We start from the raw sequence: 17,794 nt of genomic DNA on the forward strand, positions 1-17,794 counted from the left end.
TCCGAGTCGATGGCCGCCTCCGACGTGGCGTTCCTGGCGCCCGAACTGGTGTCGGAGGCCGAGGGCCCGGTGCCCGTCCCGGCTCCGGCGGAAGGGCGGCTGGGGTACCGCTTCGTCAAGCGGGTGTTCGACATCGCCTTCAGCCTGTGCGCGACGATAGTCGGCCTGGTTCCGATCGCGCTCCTTTGCGTCGCTATCGGCCTGGAGTCCCCCGGATCCCCCATCTACCTCCAAAAGCGCGTCGGGTATCAAGGAAGGCCGCTACGCATCTTCAAGCTGCGTACCATGGTGGCCGACTCCGACGATGTTGAGAAGCATTTGGATCCCAAACAGCTCGAGCGGTGGAGGCGCGAGCGCAAGGTGGATGACGATCCTCGCGTCACCAAGGTGGGGCGCTTCCTGCGCAGGACCTCCCTCGACGAGCTGCCTCAGTTCCTGAACGTGCTGGCTGGCCAGATGAGCGTTGTCGGCCCGCGTCCCATCGTTGAGGAGGAGCTGGCGGCTTACGGCGACGCGGCGGGCGAGCTCCTTTCCGTCAAGCCCGGCATCACCGGCTGGTGGCAGGTGCAGGCGAGAAACGATGCGACCTACGGCGACGGCAGCCGCCAGGAACTGGAGCTTTATTACGTCAGGAACGCCTCTCTTGCTATAGATGCGAAGGTGTTCCTGAGGACGTTCTCGATCATGTTCGGAAAAGGCAGGACGGGAAGATGAGTGAGCCTATCCGCGTAGCGCATGTTGTGGGCAAGATGTGCGGCGGCGGCGTCGAGGCCGTGGTCATGAACTACTACCGGCATATCGACAGGAGCCGCGTGCAGTTCGACTTCCTCGTGGACGAGGACTCCGCGCTCGTGCCGCGCGAGGAGATCGGGTCGCTCGGCGGCCGGGTGTTCGTGGTTCCTCCTTACCAGCGCCTCCTCGCTTACATGGGGCGCCTGGAGGGTCTGTTCTCGGACGAGGGGTGGTCCATCGTCCACTCCCACGTCAACGCGCTCTCGGTCTTCCCGCTGCGCGCGGCCGCCCGGGCGGGCGTGCCCGTGCGCATCGCCCACTCGCATTCGACGGCGGGCAAGGGCGAGCCCGTCAAGAACGCGCTCAAGCGCCTGCTGCGCACCCAGGCGAACCGCTACCCGACGCACCGCCTCGCGTGCTCACGCTATGCCGGTGAATGGCTGTTCGGCAAGGAGGTCGAGCTCGAAGTTGTTCCGAACGCGATCGACATGAATGCATTCGCCTTCGACGAGCGTTGGAGGTCGAAAGCTCGCCAAATGTGGAACATCGAGGATGGCCAGGTGGTGATCGGGCATGTAGGGAGGCTTGCCCCTGTGAAGAACCAATCATTCCTGATAGAGGTTTTGAGTTGCCTAAGAAAGAGCGGCGTGGATGCTCGATTGGTCTTGGTTGGAGAAGGAAAGGATCGCATCGCCATTCAGAATCGTGCGGCCTGCCTAGGTCTTTCGGAGTATATGGTTATGCCCGGCCAAATGGACTCTTCGTTGGCGTATCAAGGATTCGATGCATTTGCCTTCCCCAGTACGTACGAGGGGTTTGGCATGGCGGCGCTTGAGGCGCAGAGGGCCGGCTTGCCGTGCCTGCTGTCCGACGCGATCACCCGCGAGGTGGACGTGACGGGAGCGGTGCGCTTCCTGCCGATCGATGATCCTTCGGCCTGGGCGGACGCGCTATGCGCCTTGAGGGCCGGCGACAGGGTCCCTGTGCGTCCGGAGCGTTTCTCGTACTACGACATTGATGCAGCGGCGCAGAAACTTGCAGCGTTATACATCGCTCTCGATGGCGAAAGGGCGGGAAAATGAACCCGCTTGTCAGTGTTATCATCCCTGTTTATAACGTTGAGTCGTACGTGTCGGAATGCATAGAGAGCGTGATCGCTCAAACTTATAGCAATATCGAGATCGTTGTAGTAAACGACGGATCGACAGATGGATCGGGGTTTTCTTGCGATCAATACGCTTGTAGCGATTCCCGTGTGGTTGTGGTGCACAAAGAGAACGAAGGGCTGAGTGCTGCCCGAAACGCTGGAATAGCCGTTTGTCGGGGTGATTTCGTGGCCTTCGTTGACGGCGATGATTTCGTGTCCCCTGTTTTCATTGAGACGCTTATGCATGCTATCGAAGTGTGCGACTGTGAGATAGCGGCGATACCTTGTGGTACGGCATTCGAGGACGGCTCTTCATGCGAGCTTGTTGCGAAGGCGGCCTTTATTCCCGACGCAAGGGTTATGGATTCATATACGGTTCAGAAGTTGATGCTCTATCAAAGGCTCGATACGGGAGTTCCATGGAGGCTTTATGCTAGACGTATACTCGGCGATGCTCCTTTTGCTGTGGGGTTGTATTACGAGGACCTGGCAAGCGTTTACAAGTTCATTCATGATGTAGATCGTGTTGCGTTGGTTGATTGCAGGGCCTTGTATGCGTATCGTCTGCGGAAATCCGGGATCATCAGTCAGGCGTACAGTCCGATAAAAGCCTTATCTGCCATTGAGGTTTCACGACGACTTAGCTCGGATATGCAGGAATGGTATCCGGATCTAGCCGTTGCATCCGCATCGCGCTGTTTTTCTCTTTGCCGGATGGTTTATGCACAGATACCGGTAGAATACGAGCTTTCCAGTAAGTTCGAGAATGATCGTCGAGCTTTGTGGGGCGAACTCAAGGAGAGAAGAAAGATCGTTCTGAGTGATTCTTCGGCTCGGAAGAGGGAACGACTTGCTGCAGCCATTGCCTTGATCGGCGAAGCTCCGTTTGCTCTTTTTTGCCATGCGTGTAGAAAAGCCGGTCTTCTCAGATGAGGGTTTTGAGAAAAATCTCATTTTGTATGACTGCGAGAGAGACGGCCTTGTCAGCTCTGTTGATTTCTGCGTGTTTCCAGAACGTCGTTATCTTCTCTCTGGGTGGGGCGGCTATCAAGCCGTTTCATGTCATTGCCTTGATCTTGCTGGTTTTGTCCATTGTGGCACTTAGGGCTTCCTGGTCTCTATTCAACAGGTGGTTTCTGATTTCCGTTTTATACGTGATTGGAATATCGCTGATTGACTCCATGCGTTTTGGGATAAATGTCGTTTTATTCAATTATGCGTTTTTCTTCGTCATGATAGCTTCTGTGATGAATTACGGAAGAGGCCTCCCCATGGATAGATGGGGCGTGATTGTTAGATCGTCGGCGTTATTTGTTATAGCTGTGGTAGCTATTAAGATTGTGCTCTACGGAGATGCTGTTATGGGGTTTGTTTCTTATGGGGGTAATGGGCATCCTTCCATCCCGTCCTTTTTTAGCGACAGCGTTAATTTGGAGGCATCATGGCTAGCATTGTTTGGAGTCTTCTTTAATAGGGATAGAGTTGGTCTGCTATACCTAATTGGAAGTTTGTCCATTTCGGCTCTTTATGCCTCTCGTGTGGGGATCATTCTTTCATTGTTGTCCATCGCCTACGTTCTGTTCGTGAAATCAAAGGATCGAATTGGAGTATCGAAGCTTGTTGGCATTGCCGTGTTGATTGCGGGTCTGATTGCGGTTGCTCAAATCGCAGGACTCCCAATTATGGATCGGTTTCTTGCAATAGGAGAGGACAAGGGGTCGACTGGGAGAATGGACATGTGGCAATACGCATTAAGTGCCTTTATCGACGCTCCTTTGTTCGGAAATGGTGCAGGAAACGCCGTTGTTCACTTGAAAATGGTCAGTGGAACGCCTTTCTCTGAGGGCAACATACATAATTATCCTCTTCAGGTTCTTTTGGATTTTGGCTTCATAGGATTCGTCTTTTTTATTGCGTTAATCTTAAATGTTATGGCTATTTTTCGGAAGGAGAGGTTCTCGAACCCCTTCGCTGCATACATCCTTTGCTGGGTAGTAGGTTCATTATTTCAATTCAGGGGTGCGGATGCGTTACTAGCCTTTTTCATTGCGGGTTATCTTCTGACAACGACCATGGAGCCGAAAGCGCGTTTTTGTGGCAGCAGATCTTCGTTCGCATCGCAGGAACGAATATTGGTTGGAAATGCTTCTCGAAAGCTTAGGGGTTCTGGAAAATGAAAGTGCTTCTTATCGCGGAGTATATTGCGCCGGTTAACGCAATTGCTTCGATTCGATGGACAAAAATTTCGAAGTATCTAGTACTGCATCATCAAGCTTCGATCGATCTCCTTACGAACGAGAAAAACTTTTCAGGGAAAAAACTATTGTCTGAAAACTATTCGGTAGATCCAACGCTTATGCAAGATGTGTCTAATTTTCAAAAGGCTTACCTGGTTCGTGATGGGGCTAAATTAAAAATCTTTCATGGAATCCATAATTTTCTAAGATATGCAAAGAACATATCTTCAAATAAATGGGAGAAAGATAGGAAGAATCGAAAGAATAGTGAATTCGTCTCACCAAAGAATGGATCTCGCGATACACGCGGCATATTGTCATGTATTAGAAGAAGTTTAAATCAAGCGGTTGATGAATCGATCTACGGAAGAGCATGCCATGCAATAGGCGATTGCTCTCAGTACGATGTCGTTATTTCGTCCTATGGACCGCGATGGACCCATAGAGTGGCGGCGGAAATAAAGAAGAAAAACCCATCGATCATATGGGTTGCCGATTACAGGGATTCTTTAGTGTATTCCGATGCGACCGACACTGAGGACAACCGTTCCTTTGCCAAAAAAACCACGCATAACGCGGATTGTGTCATATCCGTTTCTAAAGGGGTTTCCGACCTTTTGTTTCTTGACCCCTTGCAGCGTAGAGAGATAGTAACGAATGGATTTGATCCAGATGATGTGCTTTTTCGCAAAAAGAGACATCGATCAAATAAATTCGAAATCACTTATACGGGAACCTTGCACGATGAAGGCGATGCTCGAAGGGATCTGACTCCGCTATTTCGAGCTCTCGTGGACCTTGTTGATGGGGGTGTAGTTTGTTGCGATGATATCGTTGTTAGATATGCGGGAGGTACCGAGGGCATCTTTTTCAGGCAAGCTAGCTGCTTTCCCGACATACCTGTAGAATCCGTTGGCTTGGTTTCGCGTGATCGGGCTATGGAAATGCAATCAACGGCCTCATTACTGATTTTCAGTAACTGGAATACCTCTTTGCAAAAGGGAGGGATAACAGGCAAGCTTTTCGAATATCTAACTAGTGGCGTTCCCATTGTCGGTGTAAGCTCTGGCGATTCTCCCAATTCGGAAGCGAAGAAAATTATCGAGAAATCCGGTGCTGGATTTTGCTACGAAGAGGCTTCGGATTTGATGGATTATCCCAGATTAATCGATTTCGTTCGTGAATCATATACCCAATGGAAGAATCGAGGTTTGACTTCCTGCAGAGTCGATTCGAGCTATGTTTCGAAGTTCAGTTATCCGGTGATTGCCAATCAGGTGGCTGGAATATTGTGCACCCTTTCAAGAAGCAAGGAGAATACGTTATGATGGGTTTTCAAGAGGGATGGGTGAGCATCCTGTCTCGCACCCTCGTCTGCGGCACGGTCGGCCTCGGCTACGTCGGGCTGCCGCTGGCCGTGGAGAAGGCCAAGGCGGGCTTCAAGACGATTGGCTTCGACGTGCAGGCCGACAAGGTCGACATGGTCAACCGTGGCGAGAACTACATCGGCGACGTCGTGCAGGAGGACCTCGCCGCGCTCGTGGAGGCCGGCACGCTCGAGGCGACCTGCGACTTCTCGCGCGTCGCGGAGTGCGGCTTCGTCGCCATCTGCGTGCCCACCCCGCTCGACGCCCACCAGATGCCCGACACCTCCTACATGGAGGCGTCCGCCCGCGAGATAGCGCCCTACATCCGCGAGGGCTGCATGGTGGTGCTCGAGTCCACCACCTACCCCGGCACCACCGAGGAGCTGATCCTGCCCATCCTGGAGGAGGGGTCGGGCCTCAAGTGCGGCGAGGGCTTCTACCTGGGCTTCTCTCCCGAGCGCGTGGATCCTGGCAACCTCGTCTACAAGACCAAGAACACGCCCAAGGTGGTGGGCGCCGTCGGCGAGGAGGCGCTCGAGCTCATCAGCGCGGTCTACGAGGCGGTGCTCGAGGGGGGCGTGACGCGCGTGTCGAGCCCGGCCGTGGCCGAGATGGAGAAGATCCTCGAGAACACCTACCGAAACGTCAACATCGGCCTCGTCAACGAGCTCTGCATGCTCTGCGACCGCATGGGCATCGACGTGTGGGAGGTAATAGACGCCGCCAAGACGAAGCCCTACGGCTTCACGGCCTTCTACCCCGGCCCCGGTCTCGGCGGCCACTGCATACCGCTCGACCCCTACTACCTGTCGTGGAAGGCGCGCGAGTACGGCTTCCACACCTCCATGATCGAGGCGTCCATGACCGTGAACGACTCTATGCCCGAGTGGGTGGCCTCGCGCGCGGCCCGCATCCTCAACCGGGAGGGCAAGGCGATGAGGGGGTCGAAGGCGCTCGTGCTGGGCGTCGCCTACAAGCAGGACATCGACGACTATCGGGAGTCGCCGGCCCTGCGCGTGATTGAGCGCCTGGAGGCGCGGGGCGCCGAGGTCTCCTACTACGACCCCTGGGTGCCGCGCTGCCAGCACAAAGAAGAGGTAAAGGAATCCATCCCGGACCTGTCGGCCGAGGCGATCGCCTCGGCCGATATTGTTCTGGTCGCCTGCGCGCACACCAACGTCGACTACGCCCTCGTGCAGAGGCACGCGAGGGCCGTGCTCGACGCCAAGAACGCCATGAAGGGCGTGTCCCCGCGAGAGAACATCGAGGTGCTGTGACGTGAAAGTGCTTACCGTTGTGGGGGCAAGGCCCCAGTTCATAAAAGCAGCCATGGTTTCACATGAAATCGAGAAGCGACACGGCATAGACGAAGTGTTGGTTCATACGGGACAGCACTTTGATCGGAACATGTCCGAGCTATTTTTTGAGCAGATGTCCATTCCTCGGCCTAAGCATAACTTGGGCATTTCAGGGGGTAGCCATACATCTATGACGGCGAGAATGATGCTCGGCCTTGAGGCGGTTATGGAAGAAGAGCGCCCAGACGCCGTTCTTGTTTACGGAGACACCAATTCAACCCTTGCCGCAGCGCTCACTGCCGTAAAAATGCAGATCCCAATCGCGCACGTCGAAGCGGGTCCTCGCTCTCATTCGCTCAGAAACGCCGAAGAGTCAAACCGCGTATGCGTCGATCATCTTAGCTCGATACTGCTTGCGGCAACAGAATCGGGGTTTCGAAACCTTAAAAAAGAAGGCCTCGAGGATAGGACCTTTCTCGTAGGTGATCCGATGTACGATGCGTTTCTGCATTACGGCGAAATCGCGGACTCCGAAGCGCTTCGTCCGGAATTGGTTTCAATCAGTGGAGGTTCGATTGATGTTCCGTCGCGTTATTGCTATCTAACATGTCATCGGGCAGAAAACATGGAAAAGGGGGCCATGTCCGAGATATTGATCGCTGCGTCTACTCTGTCTTGTCCCGTTATTTACCCTGTGCACCCCCGCGCTCTTGAACTCGCCAGAGACATCGTCATTCGTTATAGGCTAGATTCGATCATGCTCGTCGAGCCGGTCGGTTATCTTGAGAGCATTTTTCTTACCAAACACGCAATGCACGTGATCACCGACTCAGGAGGGGTGCAAAGAGAAGCCTTTTTTGCGAAAACGCCCTGTACAGTGCCTATGACGCTTCTTGCGTGGCCTGAGATTATGGTGGACGGGCGTTGCGTTCTCGTCTTTCCGGAGAGAAGCGAGATAGAGCGTGCGTTGGATAGAGCGCAAACGGTAAATGAGGACTATTTGCCGTTCGGCGACGGCAATGCGGCCAAGCGAATCGTCGATATTCTTGCCGGTCGTTCGAAAGAGGTGCTGTAACATGAAGTGCGCAATAATAGGCTGCGGGCGCATAGCGCTCAACCACGTCAAGGCCGTCCGCGCGAACGGATTCGAGCTCGCGGCGCTCTGCGACACCGCCTCCGGCAAGGCCGAGGGCCTGCTCGAGCGGGCGGAGTGGGACGGCCCGGCACCGAGGATCTACGGCGGCCACGGCGAGATGCTCGCGGCGGAGCCGGACCTGGACATCGCGGCCGTCGCCACCGAGAGCGGCGAGCACGCGCGCATCGCGCTGGACTGCATCGACGCGGGCGTCAACGCGATAATCGAGAAGCCCGTCGCGATGTCGATGGCCGACGCCGACGAGATCGTGCGGCGCGCCGAGGAGCGCGGCGTGAAGGTATCGGCCTGCCACCAGAACCGCTTCAACGTCGCCGTGCGCCACGTCCGCCGAGCCGTGGAGGAGGGTCGCTTCGGGCGCATGTCCCACGGATCGGTCCACGTGAGGTGGAACCGGGACAGGGGCTACTACGGCCAGGCCCCCTGGAGGGGCACCTGGGCCCAGGACGGCGGCTGCCTCATGAACCAGTGCATCCACGGCGTCGACCTGCTGCGCTGGATGATGGGCGGCGAGGTGGTCTCGGTCTACGCCCAGACCCGGCAGCGCTTCCACGACTACCTGGAGGCCGAGGACGTGGGCGTGGCGGTGCTCACGTTCGCGGACGGGTCGGTGGCCACCGTGGAGGGCACCTCCAACGTGTTCCCGAGAAACCTCGAGGAGACGCTGTACCTGTTCGGCGAGTCCGGCACGGCCAAGCTCGGCGGGACCTCGACCAACGAGATCGACGTTTGGGATTTTGCCGACGAGCGCGAGGGCGACGATGGGATGGCGGGGCTCAAAGAGCCCACCTCCAACGTCTACGGCAACGGCCACGCCCTGCTCTACGCCGACGTGGCCGACGCGATCGAGAACGACCGCGCGCCCTACGTGGACGCGAGGGCCGGCCGCGACGCTCTGGAGGTGGTGCTCGCCATCTACAAGAGCCAGAGGACGGGTCTTCCCGTGGAGCTGCCGCTGGAAGATTTCGCGAGCACGGACATGGAAGGGGAGTTCTAGGCATGCCTTCATGTGCTCAGATGCCTTTCACTCACAGCGCTTACAGGAACATGCTTCAGATCCTGAAAGAACGGGGGTACGGGTTCTGCGGGTACGGCGATTGGGGAGGTGTTGGGAAGCCTGTCATTTTGCGGCACGACATCGACTTCGATCCGATCGCAGCGCTCGCGATGGCCGAGCTCGAATCGAGCGAGGGCGTCCGATCGACGTATTTCGTGCTCTTGCGAACGGATTTCTACAACCCCCTAGAGCGCGGAAACGTCGAGAGGCTTCGAGAGATCGCGAGGCTCGGCCACGACATCGGGCTCCATTACGACGAAACGCAGTACGAGGACGGCGACGACGCGATCGCCGCGATCCAACGCGAGGCGGACACGCTGGGGGGCGCCCTCGGCCTGCCCATCGAATGCGTTTCCATGCACCGTCCGAGCAAGGCGTCGCTCGAAGCGCAGTGGAGCATCCCCGGCATCGTCAACAGCTATTCGAGCGAGTTCTTCCAGGGCTTCGAATACGCTTCGGACAGCCGGAGGCGGTGGCGCAAGCCCATTTTGGACATGATCGAGTCCGGGAAGTATCCGCGCCTGCATATCTTGACCCATCCGTTCTGGTACGGCGGGACGGAGGCCTCGCTCGAGGAATCTCTACGGCGGTTTATAGAAAGGGCGGGCGCCGATCGCCTGGGCAGCCTCGATCGCAACTTTACCGGGCTCGACTCCGTGCTCGGCTCTGCGGACGTCCTTTCCGCCCGCCTCGCTTCCCTGCGCAATGAGCGGTTTGGGACCGAAAGGCTCGTCTTGCGTCCCTTGCGGCTGGAGGATGCTGCCGACATGTTCGAATACACGTCGGACCCCGAGATAAGCAGATTCCTGAATTGGGCACCCCATGGCGAACCCGGGGAGGCGCGGGATTGGATAGCCTCCAAGCTCGCCCGACCGGAGCCGGACGACCTGCTGCTCGGCATAGAGCTCCGCGAGCCTCGCAAGCTCATCGGCACCGTGCGCGCCTACCGCTTCGATGCCGCCGCCTGCTCCTGCGAGGTGTCTTACGCGCTCAACTCCGCCTTCCAGGGCTGCGGCTACATGAGAGAAGCTCTGGGAAAGCTCGCCGACATCTGCTTCGACGAGGTGCGCGTGGGCAGGATTGTCGCCCGCATCGACGAGGAGAACGCCGCCTCGGCGCACGTTGCCCGCCGCCTGGGCATGAAGCGCGTCCGTGACGGGGACTTCGTGGTTCCGATCAAGGGCGAGGAGCGGATCCAGCACACCTACGTTCTCGGAAGGAGGCCGTGATGAAGACCGTCGCCATGCATCAGCCCCATTATTTCCCGTGGCTCGGCTATCTAGACAAGATGGCGAAAGCAGACGAGTTCGTCGTGCTCGACGAGGTGCAGTTCGAAGACGGCTCCCCTATGTCGAGGAACAGGTTCCTCCAGGTCGATGGAGAGGCGAAGCTCCTGTCCTTGAGCGTGGAAAAGAAGGGCTACCTTGAAAAACCGACCAGGGATGTGCGACTTTCCAATTGGCCGAAGACAAGGAAAAAGCACCGTGGCTTTATCGATTGCAACTATAGGAAAACCCCCTATTTCGACGAGGTGATGCCCCTTGTGGCGAAGGTGCTCGAAGCTGACTGCGACACCCTTCTCGATCTGGACATGGCGAGCATCGAGATGCTGCGATCCGCTTACGGCATAGAAACCCCCTTGGTGCTGCAAAGCTCGTTGCCATACGATATCGAAGCCAAGAACAACGATCTGGTCCTGGGCCTCTGCAGGGTTTGCGGGGCCGACGTGTACCTCTCGGGTCGCGGTGCGCGAGCGTACATGGACGACCGGTCGTTCGCTGAAAAGGGAATCGCTGTGCGCTATCAGGAGTTTTCCTATCCCGAGTACCCGCAATATCGGCAGAGCGGGTTCGTCCCCAATCTTTCAGCGCTCGATCCGCTCTTCCAGTGCGGAATCGACGGCGCCCGGAGGATGTTCAACGAGAACATGCGCAAGGAGATGATCCCATGACGGCTCCTTACGTGCACGAGAGCTCTTATGCTGACGAGGGCGTGGCAATCGGTGACGACACGAAGGTTTGGCACTTCTGCCACATCCAATCGGGTGCCTCCATCGGCCGAGGATGCTCTCTCGGCCAGAACGTTTACGTGGGCGCGAACGCGAAGATCGGCGACGGGGTCAAGATCCAGAACAACGTCTCGGTTTACGAAGGAGTGGAGTTGGGGGACCACGTGTTCTGCGGCCCCTCCTGCGTGTTCACGAACGATCTGACGCCGAGGGCGAAATACCCCAAGGGCGGCGATGGGTACAAGAGGACGGTCGTCCGCCGAGGCGCGTCGATCGGGGCGAACGCGACGATCGTCTGCGGCCACGAAATAGGCGCGTGGGCGATGGTCGGCTCGGGCGCCGTGGTCACCTCGGACGTCCCGCCGCATGCGCTCGTGCTGGGCGTTCCGGCGCGGCAGCGCGGATGGGCGTGCGAATGCGGAGCGGTCCTTTCGGAGGACCTGGCGTGCAGCGCCTGCGGGAGGACGTACGCGCAGAGCGACGAGGGGCTGAAAGAGGTGCAGCATGGAGTTTCGTGACCTGAATGCCCAGTATCAGGCGCTCAAGGGCGGCATCGACGCGGGCATCGCCCGCGTGCTCGAGCACGGCCGCTACATCGGCGGCCCGGAGGTCGCCGAGCTCGAGGCGCGCCTCGCCGCCTACGTCGGCGCCAGGCACTGCATAACCTGCGCCAACGGCACGGACGCCTTGCAGCTCGCGCTCATGGCGTGGGGCGTCGGGCCGGGCGACGCGGTGTTCGTCCCCGACTTCACGTTCTTCGCAAGCGGCGAAGCTCCCGCGCTGCTCGGTGCGATGCCGGTGTTCGTCGACGTGGACGAGCGTACGTTCAACCTCGATCCCGCCAAACTCGAGGAGGCGGTGCGGTTCGTCGAGGACGGGACGGACCTCGCACCCAGGGTCGTCGTGGCCGTCGACCTGTTCGGTCTGCCGGCGGACTACACGGCGATACGCGAGGTGTGCGAGCGGCACCGGATGCTCCTGCTCGAGGACGGCGCGCAGGGCTTCGGCGGGTCGATCGGGAGCCGGATGGCCTGCTCGTTCGGCGACGTCTCCACCACGAGCTTCTTCCCGGCCAAGCCGCTGGGCTGCTACGGCGACGGCGGCGCGGTGTTCACCGACAACGACGAGTGGGCGGAGCTGGTCCGCAGCTACGCCGTGCACGGAAAAGGGTCGATGAAGTACGACAACGTGCGCGTGGGCGTGAACAGCCGCCTCGACACCGCGCAGGCGGCGGTGCTGCTTGCGAAGCTCGACGCGTTCGAAGGCGAGCTGGACGCCGTGGGCGGGGCGGCGGCCCTCTACTCCGGGGCCCTCGCCGGAAGCGGCCTCGCCCTGCCGGAGGTCCCCGAGGGCTTCCGCAGCTCGTGGGCTCAGTACACCGTGCGGCTGCCCGAGGGCCTCGACCGCGACGCCCTGCAGGCCGCCCTCAAGGAGCGGGGCGTCCCGACGATGGTCTACTACCCCAAGCCCATGCACGGGCAGGGGGCGTTCGAGGGCGCGTGCCTGTGCCCCGACGGCTGCCCCGTGACGGAGCGGCTGTGCGAGACGGTGCTGAGCCTGCCGATGGGGCCGTATATGATCTCGGAAGACGTATCGGTCGTGGCGGATTCCCTCGTCACCGTTTTTGGGTAGACGATGTCGATACGCGACACATTGGCGGTGCAAGCGAAGAATCTTCTGAACAGGGGGTTCTTTCATATACTGGGCTCAACCCTTACGAACAAGCTGATCGTGTTCGCTTCGAATATCCTCATAGTGAGATTCTTGACGCAAGACGAATACGGCGTCTTCTCCTACGCCAACAGCATATATTCGATCGTTCTTCTTTTTACGGGGCTTGGACTGATAAGCGGTTTGTTGCAGTTTAGCTCAGAAAAAAGACCGGTCGAAGAGAAGTTCGAAATACAAAGGTACGTGTTGACGGTCGGGCTATTCATAGATGCGGTCATAATGATGCTTCTTGTTTTTGTCGGATATGGAGCAGGGCTTTCAATTGCAGGCTCGGGGCATTGCTTAGCAATGCTTGCTCCCTTGATTCCTCTGGATTACTTTTTCCAGTACGCAAGCAGCATACTGCGTTCAAGGAAACTCAATAAAGAATACTCCTTGTTGCTGAACGTCAATACGATTGGATATACGGGGCTGAGCTGTGTCGGAGCCTTTGCGGCGGGTGTGCCGGGAGTGATCAGTGGTAGGTACGCCGCCTACGCTATCACTATTTCTGTCGCTGTAATTCTATTGAAGGGCGTCGGCTTCCCCCTTCGATCCACTAAGTTCCTCTCTTCAAAGAAAGCGGTCGGCTTATGGAAGTTTTCGCTTCCGACGGGGATATCGAGCGTGTTCAACTCGGTAGTGTACCTCTTGGATGTGCTTATGGTGGGTATTATCGTAGCGAGTTCGATCGACGTGGCGTGTTACAAGGTCGCTACGATGCTCCCGGAAGGTTTTCTTTTCATTCCGCAGTGCATCGTCATATTCGCCTTGCCTTATTTTGCTGAACACCGTTTGGATTCAGTATGGTTCTCGAAACATGCTAGAGTGCTTCTTTTTGGGAGTCTTGTTCCTATGGCTGTCATTGCGGTCGTTCTCTTCATTTGGGCGCCGGACATTATCAAATTGCTATGGGGGGAGGAGTATGTTGATGCGGCTACGGCATTTCGAATAATTTCTTTGAGCCTGATTGTGTCCCCGTTGCGAACCGTAAGCGTCAATCTCCTAGCTTGTCTTCATCGTGTTCGCTTCAATCTTGTTGTTTCGGTTGTATCTCTGGCTGCGAACGTCGCTCTGATCGTCCCCCTAACGTTTGCTTTCGGCATTGTTGGTGCGGCGTTGGCTACCGTTTCGACAACGGTTCTCGTATCGCTGCTTTCTTTGAGAGGCTTGCGCTCCTCTCTCAAAGAAAGCGATAAGTAATTGAAAGCTTGGTGATTGTGCGTGAATTTGTCTCTAAAACTGGGGAGTTATCGTGGGTTTTTTTGGGAACAGGTTGGATCAGCTTGGGTGATCGGCTGTCTTCACCGAATAGAAAAGGAAACCCTTGCTGCTGTCGCATCTCGATGCGGCAATGCCGTATCTTTGGAAACGGATCTACTCGATTTCTTAGAGAAACAATGCTGCTTCTTTTCAATAGTGATCGATTCTGAGGAGTCGGTTTACTTAGCTGTCGACCACCTGGGGTCCTTCCCTTTGTTCTTTTCGGTTGATCGTATTTCCGGCACTATAGTAGTGAGCGACGATGCCCCTAGTTGTTCTAAAAGCAAAATGATTGATGATTTAGGACTGCTTGAATATCAATGTACTTACGTCACCTACGGGGGAAGGACTCTTTGGGAGGATGTCCGAGAGGTTAACGAGGGGACGTATGTGAGGATTGACAAGAAAATCGGGAGTGTCGAAGAGCGCAGATATTGGGAATTCAAAAGAGCATTTCCATCTTCCTCCGCCAGTCTTGATCAAGTTGAGGATGTCGTACGGCCTGTTTTTCGGGATGTTATCAGGTTTCTTGATGGTAGGACGGCTGTGATTCCCATTACGAGCGGGTTGGATAGCAGGACGATAGCAGCATGCTTGAAAGCGGCTGATTACGAGCGAGTTCTGACTTTCTCGATAGGAGCGCGCGATAGCGAGGATGTTATGATCGGGAAGAGAGTCGCGAGCAATCTCGGTTTTCCGTGGGAGCATGTTGAAATTACGGGCGAGATGTGGCGCGAAAGATTCGGTTCCGATCGATATCGGGAAGCTTTACGCTATAGCATTTTAGGAGGACGCATAAACCATATATTAATGGCATTTGCGCTCGACATTCTTAAAGGGAGGGGGGCGTTGCCGGACGATGCCGTTTTTTTGCCGGGGCATGCTGGTTCTATTATGGGAGGGGAGTTGAAATGCTCTCCTGTCTTTAAAAGAGCGATCTCGAAGGCGCGGCTCGTTGCGAATTCGTGTCTTGTCGAATGCCGAATCGACTTGCCGTCGGGCGTACGACGCAATCGACTCGAAAGCGTAATTGCTGATTTGATTGACCTTCCCGAAGGAGGGTATTCCTACAAAGATTGCGCTGCGGCTGCCGACACGATTCACACGATAGGGTATATCAATAAGTTCATTGTGAACGATGTGAGAAACTACGAATTTGCGAACTATGAATGGTATCTCCCACTGTTGGACAGGAGATGGTGTGATTTCTGGATGAATGTCTCGTTCGAGGACGCATGGCGTAAAGAATTGATCAGGCGTTTTGTAAATGAAGGGACGGCGCAATTCGGTCTTTTTTACGAAAAGGGTGATGCGCCTGTAGTTACGCTGCGCAACATTGTTAAATCCCATGCTCATTTGATTTCCGCAGTGAGACGAATCAAGGGGTGCATATGTCGTTCTCCCGCTCGGCGAAACGCCTATTTCAGTGCCTATGGCCAATTGGAATTTAAGTCGGTCTTAAAGAAAAATAGATATGCGATGGAGCTTCCCAATGCGAAGGTAATGGATGATAGCTTGGCTGTCGTTCTGGAAGACGGTCTGCTCCAGACGTAGGTCTCCGCTCTTCTTTGTAGGTTGAAGGTCAAATGAGTCGAACAATGAAGCGCAGATGCAATCAAAGCCAAAAGAAGCTAACTTGACCATTTCGTGTGACGAAGACGATGCAATGCTGAAGGTATGGAAGATGTATCGAGGATTTGGTTTGCGTCGTTGTGAGAAAGGCTTGAGGTAGTGGAAGTAAAAAAGGGTGGACTGGAGGAAGATCACCAGTCGTCAAGCCTAAAGGAAAAGATTGTTAATCGCAAGAAGCCAATTCATCTGTTTATCCTTAACGGAATTGATGCCTTTTTCGTATTCGGGTTTGTCAAAGTATTTGGGATACTCGCTTATGATCGAAAATTTCTTTCCGGAAAGCAATTCGAGCATTTTTGGTCACCAGGATGGCGTTGGGCCTTCAACGGAATGATTAGGAAATTGCTCACTGGCCACGGCCGTGGGATTCCGTGGCCTATCGGCCGATCATGCGATTGCGGTAGAAATGTTGACTTTCACATTGATGATTTGAACAATTTTAACGGAACCGCGCTTTTTCAGACTTTCGGTAACGCCCGAATCAGAGTCGGAAGAGGGGTTTGGATAGCGAGAGGATGTTCTCTCATCACCGCGAATCACGATTTAGCGAATCCCGACGTTCACGCCGAGCCGCAAAACATTGATCTTGGAGATCATTGTTGGTTGGGAGCGAACGTCGTTATCACTCCCGGTGTCGTATTGGGACCCCATACGGTTGTTGGCGCAAACGCTGTTGTGACGAAAGGTTTTCCCGAAGGGCACTGCGTTTTAGGCGGAGTTCCCGCGAAGGTTATCAAGCGTCTTGACAACACTCTCGAGAAAGAGGCAGATCGATGAGTTGCAGAAGCGGAAGACGTTGTGCTGAAAAGCCTAGAGAGCGGATTGCTCATTGTCTTTCGCTTGTCTTGAACATCGTTCTCATCGTGGGGATTTTGATTTTCGGGGCGATCAAGGTCGCTCCTAAGGTTGGGGGGGGGGGTATGATTATCGCGCCAATCACTATTACTACGATTTCACTTCTCAGTTTGATCAAGTCGTTCGAATCGACAAAGCCGATATCTGCTTTGTCGGCGATAGCTTGACGCAACTCGGGCTCTGGAGTGAGTTCTTTCCTGGTTGCACGGTTATCAATAGGGGAATTGGAAGCGATGTTTCCGAAGGGGTGCTCAATCGTCTGGATTCCGTATCGGATTGCCGCCCAGATATTGTATTCCTTATGATCGGCGTAAACGACTTGGCAACGGGCGTTCCTGAAGCCACGACGGTTGCCAATGTCAAAAAGATCGTCGAATCGCTTTTGGTTAGCCTGCCTGACACGACGATAGTGATACAGAGCGTATTGCCAGCGGAAGACGTCGACGAAGTCGCGATCCTCCGGCTTAACGAGAGCTATGAAGAGATTGCTTCCGAATACGTCTCCGTTGAATACTTGAATCTCCATCCTTTGTTTCTTGTTGATGGAGAGCGCAACGCCGATCTTTATTCAGCCGATGGGGTTCACCTTGTAGGTGCCGGATATGAAACATGGTTGAATGCGTTGCTCGATTGCCCTGCGATAGAATGAGGTTAGATGCAGTAGATGTGAAGATGCCTCGCTCCAATAATGAAAACAGAAGCATGTTTCTGGTAAGGTCATCTCTCGCAACTTGAGGTATTCTCTTAATCATGAGTATCTGCTTCTTTGCAACATGAACTAGTCCGGTATAAGAGCATCTAGAAGAAGCGAGCAAGGTTTTAAAGAATCGAATTTGCGTCTTTTATAGCAGCTGCTGGCGAACTACGCGGACGTGTCCCAGAACATAATGGGGGCCGTCGTGGACGCGAACCGCACGCGCAAGGACTTCGTGGCCGACGAGGTGCTGGCGAGAGTGGCGGGCGTCAAGAGCCCGGTCGCGGGGGTCTACCGTCTCACCACGAAGACCGGCTCGGACAACTTCCGCGCCTCTTCCGTGCAGGGGATCATGAAGCGCGTGAAAGTGAAGGGCGTGTGCGTGGTCGTGTACGAGCCGACGCTCGACGCCCCCGACTTCTTCGGCAGCGAGGTCGTTCGCGACCTGGCTTCGTTCAAGGAGCGCTGCGATCTCGTCGTGGCCAACCGTTGAAGCGACGAGCTGTCCGACATTGCCGGCAAGGTGTACACGCGCGACTTGTTCAGACGGGATTAGATCCGGTCTTCCGACACTCGCGACTACCTGATTTTTCGCTTGCATTATGCAATTTACATGCGTATTGCATAAGCATCCTGGCTAG

At 55.7% G+C, this 17,794-nt stretch carries 17 protein-coding genes; all 17 read left to right on the top strand.

Translation table 11 applies throughout. The annotated features are described in order from the left end of the window. Positions 1–9: 9 nt before the first annotated feature. Positions 10–714 carry a sugar transferase gene (locus GT613_RS06890; RefSeq protein WP_009306544.1) on the top strand — a complete coding sequence of 235 codons (705 nt, stop codon included), beginning with the start codon at positions 10–12 and terminating at the stop codon, positions 712–714. A 35-nt stretch (positions 715–749) separates the two neighbouring features. Continuing rightward, positions 750–1,814 (top strand): glycosyltransferase, encoded by a 1,065-nt coding sequence (locus GT613_RS06895; RefSeq protein WP_226844230.1) that lies wholly within the window; start codon positions 750–752, stop codon positions 1,812–1,814. Continuing rightward, on the top strand, positions 1,811–2,812 hold the full coding sequence (locus tag GT613_RS06900; protein WP_009306541.1) for a glycosyltransferase: 1,002 nt from the start codon (positions 1,811–1,813) through the stop codon (positions 2,810–2,812). Before GT613_RS06895 ends, GT613_RS06900 begins: the two co-directional genes overlap by 4 nt. Positions 2,813–2,859: 47 nt before the next feature. Beyond that, positions 2,860–4,056, top strand: coding sequence for an O-antigen ligase (locus tag GT613_RS06905; RefSeq protein WP_226844156.1), 1,197 nt, complete (start codon positions 2,860–2,862; stop codon positions 4,054–4,056). Then, positions 4,053–5,444: a hypothetical protein gene (locus tag GT613_RS06910; RefSeq protein WP_009609524.1), complete on the top strand. Its 1,392-nt coding sequence runs from the start codon at positions 4,053–4,055 to the stop codon at positions 5,442–5,444. Before GT613_RS06905 ends, GT613_RS06910 begins: the two co-directional genes overlap by 4 nt. Then, positions 5,441–6,760, top strand: coding sequence for a nucleotide sugar dehydrogenase (locus tag GT613_RS06915; RefSeq protein WP_009306534.1), 1,320 nt, complete (start codon positions 5,441–5,443; stop codon positions 6,758–6,760). The genes GT613_RS06910 and GT613_RS06915 overlap by 4 nt, the downstream gene beginning before the upstream one ends. 1 nt (position 6,761) lies before the next feature. Continuing rightward, positions 6,762–7,856, top strand: coding sequence for a non-hydrolyzing UDP-N-acetylglucosamine 2-epimerase (wecB, locus tag GT613_RS06920; RefSeq protein ID WP_035577888.1), 1,095 nt, complete (start codon positions 6,762–6,764; stop codon positions 7,854–7,856). Position 7,857: 1 nt separating this feature from the next. Continuing rightward, a complete protein-coding gene (locus GT613_RS06925; RefSeq protein ID WP_009306530.1) occupies positions 7,858–8,931 on the top strand; it encodes a Gfo/Idh/MocA family protein in 1,074 nt (357 codons plus the stop codon). A 50-nt stretch (positions 8,932–8,981) separates the two neighbouring features. Further along, complete coding sequence (locus GT613_RS06930; protein WP_009609513.1) at positions 8,982–10,220, top strand: GNAT family N-acetyltransferase; 1,239 nt, start codon at positions 8,982–8,984, stop codon at positions 10,218–10,220. Continuing rightward, the gene (locus GT613_RS06935; RefSeq protein WP_009306526.1) at positions 10,220–10,942 is read left to right on the top strand and encodes a WbqC family protein; all 723 of its coding nucleotides are present in this window, start codon (positions 10,220–10,222) and stop codon (positions 10,940–10,942) included. The genes GT613_RS06930 and GT613_RS06935 overlap by 1 nt, the downstream gene beginning before the upstream one ends. After that, positions 10,939–11,517, top strand: coding sequence for an acyltransferase (locus tag GT613_RS06940; RefSeq protein WP_009306525.1), 579 nt, complete (start codon positions 10,939–10,941; stop codon positions 11,515–11,517). The genes GT613_RS06935 and GT613_RS06940 overlap by 4 nt, the downstream gene beginning before the upstream one ends. After that, on the top strand, positions 11,504–12,631 hold the full coding sequence (locus GT613_RS06945; RefSeq protein ID WP_009609515.1) for a DegT/DnrJ/EryC1/StrS aminotransferase family protein: 1,128 nt from the start codon (positions 11,504–11,506) through the stop codon (positions 12,629–12,631). Before GT613_RS06940 ends, GT613_RS06945 begins: the two co-directional genes overlap by 14 nt. A gap of 3 nt (positions 12,632–12,634) precedes the next feature. Further along, a complete protein-coding gene (locus GT613_RS06950; RefSeq protein ID WP_009609516.1) occupies positions 12,635–13,912 on the top strand; it encodes a polysaccharide biosynthesis C-terminal domain-containing protein in 1,278 nt (425 codons plus the stop codon). Between the two features lie 21 nt (positions 13,913–13,933). Continuing rightward, complete coding sequence (locus tag GT613_RS06955) at positions 13,934–15,526, top strand: asparagine synthase-related protein (protein ID WP_226844146.1); 1,593 nt, start codon at positions 13,934–13,936, stop codon at positions 15,524–15,526. Between the two features lie 177 nt (positions 15,527–15,703). Beyond that, positions 15,704–16,381, top strand: a complete 678-nt coding sequence (locus GT613_RS06960) for a DapH/DapD/GlmU-related protein (RefSeq protein WP_083803375.1) — start codon at positions 15,704–15,706, stop codon at positions 16,379–16,381. 241 nt (positions 16,382–16,622) lie between these two features. Then, positions 16,623–17,108, top strand: coding sequence for a GDSL-type esterase/lipase family protein (locus tag GT613_RS06965; RefSeq protein WP_009609517.1), 486 nt, complete (start codon positions 16,623–16,625; stop codon positions 17,106–17,108). 223 nt (positions 17,109–17,331) lie between these two features. Continuing rightward, positions 17,332–17,646 carry a UDP-glucose dehydrogenase gene (locus GT613_RS06970; protein ID WP_009609532.1) on the top strand — a complete coding sequence of 105 codons (315 nt, stop codon included), beginning with the start codon at positions 17,332–17,334 and terminating at the stop codon, positions 17,644–17,646. The last annotated feature ends 148 nt before the right edge of the window (positions 17,647–17,794 follow it).

The organism is Eggerthella sp. BIOML-A4 (assembly GCF_009875575.1).
Taxonomy (GTDB): Bacteria; Actinomycetota; Coriobacteriia; order Coriobacteriales; family Eggerthellaceae; genus Eggerthella; species Eggerthella lenta.

Coding starts and splice junctions, on each gene's coding strand:
- GT613_RS06890 (WP_009306544.1), top strand. CDS start 10: ATGGCCGCCTCCGACGTGGCGTTCCTGGCGCCCGAACTGGTGTCGGAG.
- GT613_RS06895 (WP_226844230.1), top strand. CDS start 750: ATGTGCGGCGGCGGCGTCGAGGCCGTGGTCATGAACTACTACCGGCAT.
- GT613_RS06900 (WP_009306541.1), top strand. CDS start 1,811: ATGAACCCGCTTGTCAGTGTTATCATCCCTGTTTATAACGTTGAGTCG.
- GT613_RS06910 (WP_009609524.1), top strand. CDS start 4,053: ATGAAAGTGCTTCTTATCGCGGAGTATATTGCGCCGGTTAACGCAATT.
- GT613_RS06915 (WP_009306534.1), top strand. CDS start 5,441: ATGATGGGTTTTCAAGAGGGATGGGTGAGCATCCTGTCTCGCACCCTC.
- GT613_RS06925 (WP_009306530.1), top strand. CDS start 7,858: ATGAAGTGCGCAATAATAGGCTGCGGGCGCATAGCGCTCAACCACGTC.
- GT613_RS06930 (WP_009609513.1), top strand. CDS start 8,982: ATGCTTCAGATCCTGAAAGAACGGGGGTACGGGTTCTGCGGGTACGGC.
- GT613_RS06935 (WP_009306526.1), top strand. CDS start 10,220: ATGAAGACCGTCGCCATGCATCAGCCCCATTATTTCCCGTGGCTCGGC.
- GT613_RS06940 (WP_009306525.1), top strand. CDS start 10,939: ATGACGGCTCCTTACGTGCACGAGAGCTCTTATGCTGACGAGGGCGTG.
- GT613_RS06945 (WP_009609515.1), top strand. CDS start 11,504: ATGGAGTTTCGTGACCTGAATGCCCAGTATCAGGCGCTCAAGGGCGGC.
- GT613_RS06950 (WP_009609516.1), top strand. CDS start 12,635: ATGTCGATACGCGACACATTGGCGGTGCAAGCGAAGAATCTTCTGAAC.